Genomic DNA, 13434 nt, shown 5'->3' with positions numbered 1-13434 from the left:
GTTCGGCCGGCACATGATGAATTTTGTCGTATGGTAGTAGCTTCGCCGGAAGATCTACCGAACCGCTGACTGCCAATTCGGGTTGACCTCGCTTCCAATCTTGTCGTTAAAGGCCGACGGGCGGCTAGCGTCCGCTTGCTTGCCCCTGTCTCACCGTCATCAAAAATGCCGCGGCAAAGAGAAGGTGGATGACCAGGAAAACCTTTGCGATCTCACGAGCGTCTCCTGACACGACACCCCATAGGTCGTTTGCCGCCACAGCCCCGAACCCGACGAGGTTTGCCACAAGGACGTAGCCGCGCTCCCGCGACGACGGGCAGTCTCGGAAGAGCCAGTTGAGCGCCGCGATACCCAGAAACGGCCCTCCCAGAAGCCTTAGCAGTGCGACGAGTTCGGGAGGTGCATCGGCCGGCACTGCTCCGGTGCCGAACTCCAGGGGGAAGATGGTCAACCCCATGCCAACCGCGAAGAGGTAGAGGGCGGCAACAACCAAAATCAGCTTCGGCACCGAAGTCTCCCAGGTTAAACATTATGAGTAGCATGCCTCTGCCTCCGATCTCCTCGCTGGATGGAAGCACCAGCCCGCCGCGGTCGAACAGCTCCCATCGGGCAAGCTTGTCCTCTCTTTGCTACAGCCACCTAGGATCGATGCTTCGTTCGATCGCTTAGCCATGATCCGACGCCTGCTTCTCGTCCTGTTCGTGACGCTCCTCGCGGCGGGGCGCGATCAGGACCATCGTCGTATCGGTCCGACACTCTTCGAGGCCATCGCCGCCCTGTAAACCCAGGAAAGACCGCCACCCGATGATGGGCAGCGCTGGCGCGGCGGGTCGATGAGGTGTTCATCAACACCGCCCCGCTACTGGAACAGCGTCATGCGCGACATCGAGCGCCAGTCAGGCTACTCGCATCAGCAGGCCAAGGCGACAGGGTGCTGGGCCTGTAGCCTCCGATCGAGACAGATCCGGCTACGCCACTGGACCAAAGCTATTCTTCCTGCTCTTCCTATGTCCTGCTTGGCCATGAGCACAGGCCAGATGGCCTAATGGGTGACGGCATCACGCTATGTTTTCGATCATTCTTCAAGTGCGCGCTGGGGCCGTTATCCGCGTTGCACGGTCCTTACTCGCCTTGGGGATTCTCGCGAGCTTTGCAGCATGTGATCTGCCGCGCGATCCGGAGGGCACGACGGAGAGGGTTCGCGGCGGCAATCTCGTCGTGGGGGTCATTGAAGGCTCCCCCTATGCCGCCCTCCCCGACCAGGCTGCGCAGGGCGAGGAGGCCACCCTCGCTCTGGCAGTTGCCCGTGCATTGGACCCCAAGCCCGTATGGATCCGCGGCACGGGCGAGAGCATTTTTGCTGCACTGGAGTCGGGAGACGTCGATCTGGCTATCGGCGGCATCGCGGCATCCACCCCATGGTCGAGCCACGCGGCGCTGAGCACATCGATTGGCACAATGGAATTGGCTGGGGACACGGAAGATCGAGTCTTCGCCTTGCCACTCGGGGAGAACCGCTGGCTGCTCGAGGTCAACCGGGTCGTTCGCAAGGCACAGTCGGACCGATGAGGCCGCACGAACGCCTGCCTGACGAACAGCGGAAGGCCTTGCACCGGGCGATCCGCTTGGAATGGTGGACGCTGGCTTGGATGGCCTCGATCATTGCGCTCCTCGCTGTCGTGCTCGGCTCGTCGCAGGCGATGCGGACGGCGTGGATCGAGGACATTCTGAGCCTTCTGCCGCCCGCGGCTTTCCTGATCGCCGAGAAGTTCTCGCGGCGCACGCCGAGCCGGCGCTTTCCCTACGGGCTGCAGCGCTTCAACTCGATCGCGTTCTTGGCCAGTGCCGTTGCGCTTACGGTGCTCGGCGCCGTGCTCCTTGCAGAATCCGCATTGAAACTGGTGACGGCCGAACATCCGACGACCGGCTCGGTCGCCATTTTCGGCGAGGAGATCTGGCTCGGTTGGCTGATGATCGCGGCGCTAATTTACAGCTGTGTGCCTCCGGTGATCCTCGGCCGGATGAAGCTGCCGCTGGCGAAGCAGTTGCAGGACAAGACACTGCACACCGACGCCGACATGAACAAGGCGGACTGGATGACGGGCGCGGCCGCGATCGGGGGCATCGTCGGCGTGAGCCTAGGCTTCTGGTGGGCGGACGCGGTTGCGGCACTGATCATTTCATTCGACGTCCCGCGGGACGGCCTGCGAGCTCTGCGCATTTCCACCGTCGAACTGGCCGATGGCGCACCACGCAGGATCGACGCGCCCGACTTGGCGCCCGTCGTCGACACCCTCACCGCTCAACTCGATCTGTGGGGACTGCGCGTTCAGCCGCATTTGCGTACAACCGGCCGCTTTGTCACCGGCGAGATCGTGGGGCCGGACGCCGGTCGGGTGACCGCTGAGATGCTCGTAACGCTGGAGGAGATGGACTGGCGCCTGGTCGACCTCTCGCTGCGGCCGACGGACGATTCCGTCTACCCGATGCTCGGGGAGGAAGAGCATTTCTTGACCTCCCGCCTGTAGCCATCGCAGCGACTGCGGCCTGCCAGAAACCTCCGTCCTAAGCCACCACCTCCCCATCCTTTCGCTCACCCCGCGCCACGATCCGCATAACATCGTCCGGCAGCGGCCGCTGCAGCACCGACGCCCCCGCCCAATCCCCCATCCACACGTCCATCTCACCGGCTCAGCCAAAGTCACACCGCGACGGATCTGGACTGGCGCGCCTCATCCTAAGGCTCGCGGACTGTTGAAAAGAAAATGCTCGCTGCCGTGACCTTGACGAGTGCGGCATTGTGCCTAAAGGCAGTTGTAGGGCGAGGCCGATAATTTGCTAAAGGGAGGCACTATGCCAAACCAGTTGTCATCTCTAGGCCGTTCGCGGCCGTCTCCAGAGGCATCCGGATCGGCAGCAGCTGACTATGCTACGTGCCTGCAGCTGACAGCAGATGGCGTTTCGGTGACCGAAATGGCTAGTCTGCTCAGCATCACTCCAAGTGAAGTTGAGGACGTTCTCGATCAAGCGCGTCAGAAACTTGGAGGAGTTACGCTAACGCATGCTGTCGCTATCGGCATTCGTTCGCAACTAATCGAATAGCAGCCCCGCCTCGCCTAATTGCGGTCCGAATACTTTTGTTCGAGTTTCTGCACCGCAAGCACCACCTCGACCCGGTTACGTGCATCGAGCTTCTGCATCAGCAATGTCATATAATGCTTTACCGTCTTCTCGCTGACTTGCAGTTCATTGGCGATGGTCTTATTCGAAAAGCCCTTCATGAGCAGACGAACGACCTGATCCTCCCGAACACTTAGACGCGCTCCACCGGCACTCCTGGAAGGAGGCGTTCGAAGCGCGGTGATCATTTTACTGGCAAGACTTGGCGTGACAAATGTCGCGCCTTGCATTGCACTGACAATGGCTTCTCGGAGATCGGCTGCCGTGCTGCCTTTCAGAACGTATCCATTTGCGCCGGCCTCGAGCGAGTTGATGGCATGATCAACCCGGTCCGAGGCGCTAAAGGCTATGATCACCATTGACGGCGATTTCATTCTGATCCGGGCAATGGCTTCAAGCGCATCGCCGGGCATCAGCAGGTCAATAATCATGACCTCCGGCGACTGCTGCTCGGCGATACATACAGCGTCTGCGGCGCACGAGCCGCCTCCCACCACGACGTATTCATCATATGCATCGAAAATTTCGATCAACCCTTGGCGCAGGATCGGGTGATCATCAATGAAAGCTATCGACGTCGGCGCCACATCTCCTCCTCTAACCACCTTCGGCTACCTCGTGTCCCTGCCGCACGAGTTTCAACCAACCACAGCCGAGGCATCCCTTTCTCCTCGCGCGAGTAGATGACCTGACTGCTGCCCACTGAACTATACACGCCACCGCTGACCATAGGTCAACCCAGGTCCGTGATGTTGCTTTGCCGGCACGCGAGTTGGTCCGCCTTCGCTTGGTCGCCTGATTGCCACTCGAAAGCAACATCGTTTGAGAATACTTTGTTCGTCGATGCAGCTTTCATCAACGCCCGACCTCCACGCGTCGCCGCGACTGCAACGGTGTCGTGCGCCGGATCGCGCAGCAGTCCGGTATCGTCACATGTCGTACACAGGTAGGGGGTATCTCGACCCGTGACGCGCATCACTTGCGAGCCAGCCCCTCCCATGGCGCAATAGGGGAAGATGCGCGCGGATCTACTTCTTGGTGAAGCTCATGGTGACGAAAACCGATAGACCGATTTTTCCCGCGACGAACCGTTCGACCGACCTCGGTGCTCTCGTCGCCGTAAGTGACTATCTTCGCACCGAGACTGAGAAGCTCGGTCTTCGTATGGCTGCGGAGATGGCCGAGATGCTGAGCAACGAGCTGCGAATTACTGCCATGCGTTCGGCACCGCGTTAGATCGCTGCCTCCCCGTCCTTCCGCTCCCCGCGCGCCACGATCCGCAGCACATCGTCCGGCAGCGGCCGCTGTAGCGCCGACGCCTCCTCCCAGTCCGCCCGCATCCCAACGTCGGTCCCGTCCGGCTCTGGAAGGATCACCGGCATCGCCTTCGGGTGGATCGGACCGACAACCGCGTTCGGCTCGCAGGTGAGGAAGCCGTAGAGGTCGGCGTTGACCTCCCCCTCCTTCACCTTCCGCACGCTGGTCCAGTTCGTCCAGATGCCGGCGAATACCATCAGGGGTCGGCTCTCGTCCCGGGCGATACCAGGTCGACACCTTCTTGCCGTCGATCGTGTCGTACTCGCAGAACGACGTCAGCGGACGACGCAGCGGTTGGCAGGCCCCAGCCAGCGCCGCCAGTGCGGGCTGTTGGTCCGCCGGATGTTCGTCACGCCGGGATCGCTCTTCTTGCCCTCGAGCGCGAACTTCGGCGACGGCATACCTAGCCCGCCATCGTCAGCTCACGCACGCCGTCTTTGCCGTTCCGAACGATCGGCGCCGTCGTGTCGGGGAAGACACTCGGCAGCGGCGACAAGTTACCGGTCCGGTCCCGCATCGCGCGGGTGAACTCATGGATCGCCGCCTGGCCTTTGGTGATGGAGTAGAGGTTGCACATCCCGGAATGAGAGCACGCAGCATCGCCCGCGTCGAGAAGGAGCCGACTTCGGCACATTCGCCAAACGTGGCAACTGTCTGCTTGACAAGATTGCCTCTCTATCCTCATTTAACCAGATGGTTAAATCATTCGACGGCGGACTCGATGCTATCTTCCACGCTCTTGCCGATCCCACTCGGCGGGAAATCCTCGCCATGCTCTCGGTCAGCGAACTCAGCATTGGAGAGATGGTCCCGGCTTTCCCGATCTCGTTTGTGGCCGTCTCCAAACATATCAAAGCGCTCGAGCGAGCGGGGCTGGTCCGGCGCGAGGTCCGCGGCCGCAACCATGTCTGCAGCCTCGATCCCGTCGCCCTGAGGACCGCGAGCCGTTGGCTCGCCGCCTACGAGCGCTTCTGGAACGAGCGCCTCGTCGCGCTGGAGGACGTCTTGGAGGAGATGAAATCGCAGGAGCGACCGCACTGATCATCTGTCGTTCGTCGGGCGCAGCAACCCTTGCCGCTTGGTCGGCAATGAAGGCCAAGGGAGGATCAAGAGCATGACAGACGACACTATTGCTTTGCACCGGACGGAGTCGGCAACGCCGGCTGCTAGCGCTGCCGCACCGCCGACCGATCGGGGCGAACTTCGCCGGGTCGTGGTTGCCTCATCCCTTGGCGCGATCTTCGAGTCCTATGACCTCGTACTGTATGGGCCCCTCGCGGCCATCATCGCTGCGCAGTTCTTTTCCGGTCTTGACCCAGCCTATGCCTATATCTTCACGCTTCTGTCCGCGGCGATTACGTATCTCGTCAGACCCTTTGGCGGTCTCGTATTCGGCCGCCTCGGCGACCTCATCGGACGCAAGCACACCTTCCTCATCACCATCGTCGTCATGGGGGTTTCCACCTTCGCGATCGGTCTTCTGCCCAGCTACGCGGCAATCGGCGTCGCCTCCCCCGCGCTCCTGATGGCTTTTCGCGTCCTGCAGGGCCTCGCATTCGGCGGTGAGTTCGGCGGCGCGGTCACTTATATCGCCGAACACTCCCCAGCAGGTCGTCGTGGCCTCACAACCAGCGCGGTAGCCACAACGATGGCCTGCGGATTAGTCCTCGCAATCCTTGTCGTGCTCGCGTGCGGGTTCCTCCTCGGACAAGAGGCCTTCGAGAGCTGGGGTTGGCGTATCCCGTTCCTGCTTTCGGCCATGCTGATGTTGATTTCGGTCTACATCCGCCTCCGACTGCATGAATCGCCACTGTTTCTGGAAATGAAGCGGACGGGCCAGACATCAAAGGCGCCGGTGCGGGAGGCGTTCGGCCGCTGGCGCTATCTGCGGGTGTCCATTCTTGTCCTTTTTGGCGCGATCGCCGGCCAGTCGATCGCCACCGCAACTGGCGCCTATCCGATCTACATGCTGATGCTGAATCTGAAGATCGACCCGTTCCTGCTCCATTACACGATCCTCGGCTACAGCGTGCTCTTGGTCGGCTTCATGATATTGGCTGGCTGGCTTTCCGACCGGGTTGGCCGCAAGCCTGTCGTGCTCCTTGGCTTCCTTGGCACGACGCTGGCAGCCTATCCCGTTTTCCAGGCCGTCACCCACTATGCCAATCCGGACCTCGAGCAGGCTGTCGCTGACAGTCCGATCACGGTGATCACAGATTCTGCCGAATGCAGTCGTCAGTTTGACCCGATTGGCTTGGCCCAGTTCCGAACCTCTTGCGACGTGGCGCGCCGCGCTGTTGCCAAGGTCGGCCTGCCCTATACGGATCGGGACGGGGAGCCGGGGACGCCCGGCCGCGTGGACATCGGCTCGACCTCCATTGTCGCCCTCGACGGCCGCACGCTCGACGATGCCGCGTTCAAGGAGCAGGCTAAGACGTTCGACTCGCAGGTTTCGGCAGCACTGGCGGAGGCGGGTTACCCGCTGCGCGCCGATCCGACAAAGACGAATGTCCCGGTCCTGATCGGCCTCCTTGCCTTCCTCAACTTTTTCGTCGCGCTGGCATCCGCCCCCTTGGCTGCCTGGGTGATCGAGATGTTCCCCACCCGCATCCGCAACACGGCCATCTCGCTCCTCTACAACATCGGCGGCTGGTTCGGGGGATTCCTGCCGGCGATCGCGTTTGCATCTTTTACCGCGACCGGCAATCTCTATGCTGGCCTTTGGTACTCGGCTACGATCCTCGCCCTGTCGTTCCTGATCGGGGCCGTTTTTCTTCCTGAGACGCGAGGCCGAGCGCTGGAGACGATCGAATGACCTCTCCAGATCGCCCAACCCCGGCCAACACGTCTGTCTCGATCGCGCTAGTAAGGCGGCTCAACGCCTCTATTCATCTCGCTTATACCGCCTGCACGGACCCGAAGTGGCTGTCGCGCTGGCTCACCCCGGGAGCCGGCCGCATCCGCTCGGCGCGAACAGACCTCCGGTGCGGGGGAACCTTCAGGCTCGATGGGACCGACCCTGACGGCGCGCCCTACGAAGTCTCTGGCTATTTCACAGAGATCATTCCGAACAAGCGGATCGTCCTCACCTGGAACTATGATGGGGCGAATGCAGCTCTCGGGGGCTCCACGTCGAAAGTTGAGATCGAGCTTCGCGGCCTAGGCGCGGATGCATGCGAACTGACGCTTACTCATTCCCAGTTATCAGGGAGCGAAGCTGGGGAAACCTATCAGGCGGCGTGGGGGATCTGCCTTGACCGACTTCGATGGTCGAGCGATCCGAAGCAGGAAACTACGAACTTCCGCGTGCCTTTCGGAGCGATGGCCGACATCTATGGGGATCGCCATCGGGCGCTTCAGGATGCCTTCGATTCACGGCGGCTCGCTAACCGGCTACGCAAGGTGACCGTCTCGACTTCCCTCGACGCCGACCAGCGCGGCTTCGTCGCCGCGTGCGACATGGTCTTCCTGAGTACGGTCGATCATCGCGGTTTCCCGACATGCTCATACAAAGGAGGCGCACCCGGCTTCGTGCAAGTGGCGGATGAAAGAACGCTTCTTTTGCCAAGCTACGACGGGAACGGGATGTACCTCAGCACCGGGAACGTTTCCGCGAACCCGAAGATTGGCCTGCTTTTCATCGATTTCGAGAACCCGCGTCGGTTGCGCATACACGGCACGGCGACGATCCAGCGAGACCAGGCGGCGCTGACGGCCTTCCCCGGCGCCGAACTCATGATGGTGGTCAGGATCCTGGAGATCTTTCCCAATTGCCCCCGGTATGTCCATCGCTACCGGCGGGTGGCCGCTTCGCCGTCCCTCCCGGACAATCAAGGGGTTTCGGAGGTCGCGCCGTGGAAAAATCTGGACTTCATCCGTGACGCTATCCCTCACAGAGATCGCGCGCGTCTGGAAAAGGCGGGCGTCAAGCCCGTGAATCGGGAGCAGTACCTTGCACAGGCCAACAAAGGCGACGACTAGTCTGGGCAAACGTCATTGAGGTCTACTGCGCGGTCGTGCTCGGGACGCCTTACAAAAAACGTCTGAGACACTTGACAAAGTAGACTGACCGTCACGAGAGGATGCATTCCCCTCCATGGTCGCGCAGAAGGCCGCGGTAGTTCTCCCCAGAGCGGTCGTACTGCGCATCCGCCGCCGACGCCTTGTTTGCGGCTGGAGCGGATCCGGCCGTCAGCACCAGCCGGGCAGCGCGACGAGGACGCCCGGACCAGTCCGCCCGGATTTCACTTCTCGGTATGCGACCGGAAGAAGGGCGATCAGGCCAAGCAGCGTCCGAGCCACCAGGACATTCACCGACACAAGATCCGCGCGGGGTTAAGATCGTCCCGAGTTCCCGCCCGAGCTGAGCGTAGACGACAGTGCCAGGGACGCCATCCCTTCCGCCAATACGCCGATGCCATGATGGCGGCCGGCACGCCGGAGAAGCTTGACCTCGAGCCGGTCGGCACGGGACCGGCCTCCTTCGCCCGCTTCCGGCGCAACGTGACGATCCGCTATCGTGCCTTCGATGGCTACTGGTGCAGACGCCAGCCAATCGACACGCTGGTCTTCCCCATCACCCCGACCTCGGCTGCCCGGCTCACCAAGCTGAAGGCCGGCGAGAGCCACGTCTCGGCCTTCCCCGCGCCGGCCGACGCCGAGGAGATCGCCGCGGATCCGCGGCTGCGGCTGATGACGCTCGGCAGCTTCAACATAGGCTGTCTCGCCAGGACCCACGCAAGCCGCCCTTTGACGACGTGCGCGTGCGCCGCGCCCTCAATTTGGCGATTGATCAGGAGGCGATACTGAGAGAGATCTTCTCTGGCCCGGCTGGCGGCGACCAACCCGCTGCCGCCGGTGCTGTGGGCGTACAACCCCGTCATTCCGACGTTCCCCTATGACCCGCAGGAGGCGCGCCGCGCCCAGTTGCGGTGGAGAACGAACCTGGCCGAGAACGGCCAAGACGGCCCACGCACTCATCACTGCGACCGCCGAAGACAAGACTCATGCACCGCATATTCCTGTCGCCGCTATGCCGGAATACGGCGTGCAAAGACGGCGAGGTCCGTGTGGACCGCAGCGTCGATCCGTAATCCGCCTCGGGCGGCTATTTCCGCAATTCCGGCAGAACGGCCCCCTTTAGTGTCCCAGAAGTTGACCCGATAGCGACCGTCGCGCAACCCGGGTATGGTTATGTCGGTCCCGCTCACCTCCGCGTCTTCCCGCAGCCGGCCTCCAGCGCCCCGGATGTCTTGCCGAAGCAGCCAGGCGATCGCCTGCTCCGGGTCGCCGCACGCAAACACGGCGAGCCTCGCCGTGTCGCCGGTGATCTCTTCGTTCAGATTGACGCGGCGAAAGCTTCCCCAGTCCACCAGATCCGCGAAGCCGGCGAGGCTGCGCTGCGCCTGCCGCATGCCGAGAGTCAGAGTGTGCGGATGCCGGTTGGGCCAGCGCATGCCTCCGCCGGCACCGCCCGAGGCAAGATGGGCCCACTGGATGTGCCGGAAGTACTCGTCGTCGAACGGCTCGGGCAGGGTCCTCTTGCGGTCTTTGAAGAGGTGGATGGGACCGTGCTCGGTATCGAGAAACGGCCTGTCGTCTCCGATCTCGGCCAGGCAGTTCCGCACGATCCGTCCAACCGCCAGAGCCGGTTTCACCGTGTCGCGGGGCCAGTCGATCGTTCCGCTCTCGTAGATATGGATAGTCGCGAAATCCAGATCGGGATGGCGAAAGATCGCTTCTGCTATGGTTCGCCCGTGGCGGGTATCGAGTTCCGGCCCGAACACGGAGACCGTCTGGAGGTGGCTTCGACCATAGAGACGGCACTCGATCTGGCGCAGATGCGTGGAAATGTCGTGGATGAACTCGCAGAAATTCTCTGCCCGCCCGCCATCATGCGCCGGATGGATCTCATTGAGGAGGTCCCAAGCAAAGAGTGCGCCGCTGCCGCCCCAGCGTTCCGCGGCGAATGTGATCCGCGCCTTCATGGCGGCACGGGTGGCTTTGCAGGTCAGCAGCCTCGACGGATGGTCGAGAGGACCGTTACCGGCGCTGTTGTAGGGATGCCAGCGCCAGCGCTGCCACATCCAGAACGTGTCGTAGGGCGTAAGAAGAATCCGCAGGCCGTGCTTCTCGCACAGGCGGAAGAGATCATCCCAGAACTGCACCATGTTCGGCACGAACCGACCGGCGGGACGCTCGAGATAGCGATGCCGTCCTTGGGCGTATTCGAGCATCAGGCGCAGACAAGTGACGCCATGCGCCCGCAGATGCGCCAGATGGCGGTCAACCGCCTCGATGTCCCGCCGACGGTAGAGCCCGGCAAGCTCCGGCCAATCCACGGCGTCGTTCTGGCCGAGCGGCGTGAATGGCATGCCGTCCTCAGCCTGAAAATACGGAGCGCCCGGCGCCACGCCAACCCAAGGAAGAGTCGCGGTCGAGCCGGCCGGGAGCGGGAAGAAGTCAGCAGGATACGGGCGTTGAAGCATCTGCATCCTGTAGCGCAACAGGCTGGCTCACGACAGAACGGGGCTTTCCCTCTCCGTCTGCGCAACCTGGAAGGTCCGCCCCGAGCGTTCCGCCTCCCGCTCCTCGTCAATCCGCCTGAAGGCGGCCAACGCCTGACCCACCACCTGATCCATGTTGTAGTAGCGGTAGGTGGCAAGGCGCCCGATGAAGTGAACATCGGGATGCGAGCGCGCGAGCGCCTGGTATCGCCGGAAGATCGCCTGGTTCTCCTCACGCGGGATCGGGTAGTACGGATCGCCTTCCTCCGACGGATACTCGTAGGTTAGGCTCGTCTTCGAATGTACCTGCCCCGTCAGGTGCTTGTACTCAGTGACGCGGGTGAACTGTTCCGTCTGGGGATAGTTCACGACCGCGACCGGCTGATGCCACTCCTTGTCCAGCGTAACATGGCGAAAGGTCAGGGAGCGGTAGGGCAGCCGCCCGTAGCCGTAACCGAAATACTCGTCGATCGGCCCGGTGAATACGAGCCGCCGGTGCGGGACGGCCGCCCTGATCTGGTCGAAGTCGACGCCGAGTTGCACCGTGATGTTGGGGTGATCCAGCATCTTCTCGAACATGCGGGTGAAGCCGTCAGCCGGCATGGCCTGATATTTGTCTCCGAAATAGCGGTCGTCGGTATTGGTCCGCGTCGGCACGCGCGCAGTCACGGACTTGTCGAGCTCCGAGGGATCGACGCCCCATTGCTTGCGCGTATATCCCTGGAAGAACTTCTCATAAAGTTCACGCCCGACGGTTCCCACGACCACGTCTTCGGATGTCCTGACCTGCTCCACCGTCTCGGCCTGGGAGGCGAAGAAGGCCTCCGCCTCCGCATCCGTCTCCAGGGATAGGCCGTAGAGCCGATTGATCGTGGTGCGGTTGATCGGGATCGGCAGCAGCTGATCGTCCACCCGCGCCAGGACGCGATGCTCGTACGGCCACCACCTGGTGAACCTAGACAGGTATTCGAAGACCGCGTCGGAGTTGGTGTGGAAGATGTGCGGTCCGTACTGATGGATCAGGACGCCTGCAGCGTCCAGTCGGTCATAGGCGTTGCCTGCCACGTGCGGCCGGCGGTCGATCACGAGGACCTTCGCCCCGTGCTGGCTCGCAAGCCGTTCGGCAATCACGGTGCCCGCGAAACCTGCTCCCACCACGAGCCAGTCAAACATGGGTCAGTTCCCTGCTCAGGGGAGAGTGATCGATTGAGAGGCCGCGCGTCTTGCGTTTGGCGATGCTATCGAGCTCGCGGTGCATCGCAGCCCAGGTGACGTCCCAGGACGTCTTGCTTAAGGTCTCGTCGACCTTAGAGAGCCAGCTCTCGCGCGGCCGCGAAAGCATACTCTCGATACCCGCGACCACCTCCTCCGCCGTGGCGGCGATCTGCACCAAACCGAGTGCCCCGTAGGGACGAACGACGTCGGTGATCGGTGTCGACACCACCGGTAGCCCGGCCGCGAGGAACTCCGGCGTCTTCGTCGGGCTGATGAAGCGCGTCGCCTCGTTGATGGCGAACGGCATGAAACCGGCGTCCCAGCCGGCAAGATAGCTCGGAAGCTCCGTGTAGTTCTTGCCACCGATCCAGTGGATGTTGTCGGCCTGTGGCAGGGTGGCGGGATCGATCTTGACCACCGGTCCGATCATGACGAACTGCCAGTCCGGGCGCAGCGCGGCGGTCCGACGAAGTAGGTCCAGGTCTATCCGCTCGTCGATGACGCCGAAAAAGCCGACCCGGGGCTTGGGCACCGGTGCCTGGTCATCGGGGTCGGCAAGCTCCCCGCGAGCCGCAGAGAAATGAGAAACGTCGACGCTGCTCGGGAAGGGCTGGACGTTCGAGTGGCGCCCCTGCTTCGCCTCGAAGAGGCTAAGGCCTCCGGTGAAAACCACGTCGGCAGCCCCGAACAGGCGGGCTTCGAGTTCAAGCAGCTCGGGCGGCGCGCCGAGGAAGGCTGAAAGCTCGTCCATGTTGTCATAGACGACCACGTCGGCGTCGCTCGGGTCGGTGAAGGCGCATGCGAACGGCGTATAGTACCAGAAAATCCGGCCGCCCGCTGATGTCTCTCCCAGCAGGCTGCCGATCAGCTGGCGCTGGAGGCGCAGCGCCGTGGCCGTGTCAGTGCCACGAGGAAGGACCGGGACGGCGACAGTGACACCCGCCCGCTCAGTCCTGCGTATGTAAGGTTCGGAGACGTTCTCGAAGATAGGTTCTTCAACAAATATCACTTGATATTCTTTCGATGCACGGGAAAGAATATGTTGGGGCCTCTGGTAAACGAAATCCCAGCGAAGATGGGAAAAGCACACTAGGGTTCGCAGCTTCATTGCCGTTTCCGCATGGTATACAGCACTCGAAGAACTCGAAGGCATCCTAATACTCCAGTAGGCGCTAGTGTCGCAGCACAACAATCATCCGAGATGAAAATCGTTGCA

13 protein-coding genes and 1 pseudogene are annotated in these 13434 nt (G+C 62.2%); 8 read left to right on the top strand and 6 right to left on the bottom strand.

The genetic code is table 11. From position 1 onward, the window contains the following. Nucleotides 1-124: 124 nt before the first annotated feature. The gene (locus GGR03_RS18505) at nucleotides 125-508 is read right to left on the bottom strand and encodes a hypothetical protein (RefSeq protein ID WP_183210256.1); all 384 of its coding nucleotides are present in this window, start codon (nucleotides 506-508) and stop codon (nucleotides 125-127) included. Nucleotides 509-1065: 557 nt separating this feature from the next. Between GGR03_RS18505 and GGR03_RS18500 the strand changes: the two genes are divergently transcribed. Together GGR03_RS18500 and GGR03_RS18495 are read left to right on the top strand one after the other, a co-directional pair. Continuing rightward, nucleotides 1066-1569 carry a type 2 periplasmic-binding domain-containing protein gene (locus GGR03_RS18500; protein WP_183210255.1) on the top strand — a complete coding sequence of 168 codons (504 nt, stop codon included), beginning with the start codon at nucleotides 1066-1068 and terminating at the stop codon, nucleotides 1567-1569. 38 nt (nucleotides 1570-1607) lie between these two features. Further along, a complete protein-coding gene (locus GGR03_RS18495; RefSeq protein ID WP_210292210.1) occupies nucleotides 1608-2528 on the top strand; it encodes a cation efflux transmembrane domain-containing protein in 921 nt (306 codons plus the stop codon). A gap of 588 nt (nucleotides 2529-3116) precedes the next feature. On the opposite strand, the gene GGR03_RS24795 is transcribed toward GGR03_RS18495, so the two are convergent. Further along, the gene (locus GGR03_RS24795) at nucleotides 3117-3767 is read right to left on the bottom strand and encodes a response regulator (RefSeq protein ID WP_183210254.1); all 651 of its coding nucleotides are present in this window, start codon (nucleotides 3765-3767) and stop codon (nucleotides 3117-3119) included. Nucleotides 3768-4215: 448 nt separating this feature from the next. Here GGR03_RS24795 and GGR03_RS18485 point away from each other — a divergent pair, with 448 nt between their 5' ends. Then, nucleotides 4216-4416 (top strand): hypothetical protein, encoded by a 201-nt coding sequence (locus tag GGR03_RS18485; protein ID WP_183210253.1) that lies wholly within the window; start codon nucleotides 4216-4218, stop codon nucleotides 4414-4416. On the opposite strand, the pseudogene GGR03_RS18480 reads toward GGR03_RS18485, so the two are convergent. Next, a pseudogene (locus tag GGR03_RS18480) lies at nucleotides 4413-5074 on the bottom strand (SOS response-associated peptidase). The gene GGR03_RS18485 and the pseudogene GGR03_RS18480 sit on opposite strands and share 4 nt — an antisense overlap. A 116-nt stretch (nucleotides 5075-5190) precedes the next feature. Here GGR03_RS18480 and GGR03_RS18475 point away from each other — a divergent pair. The 5 genes from GGR03_RS18475 (at nucleotide 5191) to GGR03_RS24920 (ending at nucleotide 9398) form a co-directional block, all read left to right on the top strand. Beyond that, the gene (locus tag GGR03_RS18475) at nucleotides 5191-5538 is read left to right on the top strand and encodes an ArsR/SmtB family transcription factor (protein ID WP_183210252.1); all 348 of its coding nucleotides are present in this window, start codon (nucleotides 5191-5193) and stop codon (nucleotides 5536-5538) included. Between the two features lie 73 nt (nucleotides 5539-5611). After that, nucleotides 5612-7312, top strand: a complete 1701-nt coding sequence (locus GGR03_RS18470) for an MFS transporter (protein WP_183210251.1) — start codon at nucleotides 5612-5614, stop codon at nucleotides 7310-7312. Beyond that, nucleotides 7309-8478: an SRPBCC domain-containing protein gene (locus tag GGR03_RS18465; protein WP_183210250.1), complete on the top strand. Its 1170-nt coding sequence runs from the start codon at nucleotides 7309-7311 to the stop codon at nucleotides 8476-8478. Before GGR03_RS18470 ends, GGR03_RS18465 begins: the two co-directional genes overlap by 4 nt. Before the next feature lie 441 nt (nucleotides 8479-8919). Further along, nucleotides 8920-9306 (top strand): ABC transporter substrate-binding protein, encoded by a 387-nt coding sequence (locus GGR03_RS24095; protein ID WP_210292209.1) that lies wholly within the window; start codon nucleotides 8920-8922, stop codon nucleotides 9304-9306. After that, nucleotides 9255-9398 carry a hypothetical protein gene (locus GGR03_RS24920; RefSeq protein ID WP_353956213.1) on the top strand — a complete coding sequence of 48 codons (144 nt, stop codon included), beginning with the start codon at nucleotides 9255-9257 and terminating at the stop codon, nucleotides 9396-9398. The genes GGR03_RS24095 and GGR03_RS24920 overlap by 52 nt, the downstream gene beginning before the upstream one ends. 129 nt (nucleotides 9399-9527) lie before the next feature. On the opposite strand, the gene GGR03_RS18455 is transcribed toward GGR03_RS24920, so the two are convergent. Genes GGR03_RS18455 through GGR03_RS18445 form a run of 3 tightly spaced genes read right to left on the bottom strand, consistent with a single transcriptional unit; the run spans nucleotide 9528 to nucleotide 13326 of the window. After that, a complete protein-coding gene (locus GGR03_RS18455) occupies nucleotides 9528-10985 on the bottom strand; it encodes a glycoside hydrolase 5 family protein (protein ID WP_210292207.1) in 1458 nt (485 codons plus the stop codon). A gap of 27 nt (nucleotides 10986-11012) precedes the next feature. Beyond that, nucleotides 11013-12176: a UDP-galactopyranose mutase gene (gene glf / locus GGR03_RS18450; RefSeq protein ID WP_183210249.1), complete on the bottom strand. Its 1164-nt coding sequence runs from the start codon at nucleotides 12174-12176 to the stop codon at nucleotides 11013-11015. Next, nucleotides 12169-13326: a glycosyltransferase family 1 protein gene (locus GGR03_RS18445; RefSeq protein WP_246368219.1), complete on the bottom strand. Its 1158-nt coding sequence runs from the start codon at nucleotides 13324-13326 to the stop codon at nucleotides 12169-12171. Before GGR03_RS18445 ends, glf begins: the two co-directional genes overlap by 8 nt. Nucleotides 13327-13434 lie beyond the last annotated feature (108 nt).

Origin of the sequence: Aurantimonas endophytica (genome assembly GCF_014196845.1) — a bacterium.
GTDB classification, from domain to species: Bacteria; Pseudomonadota; Alphaproteobacteria; order Rhizobiales; family Rhizobiaceae; genus Aurantimonas; species Aurantimonas endophytica.
The sequence above is the reverse complement of the archived record's forward strand: the minus strand, read 5'-3'. Positions and strand labels throughout refer to the sequence as shown.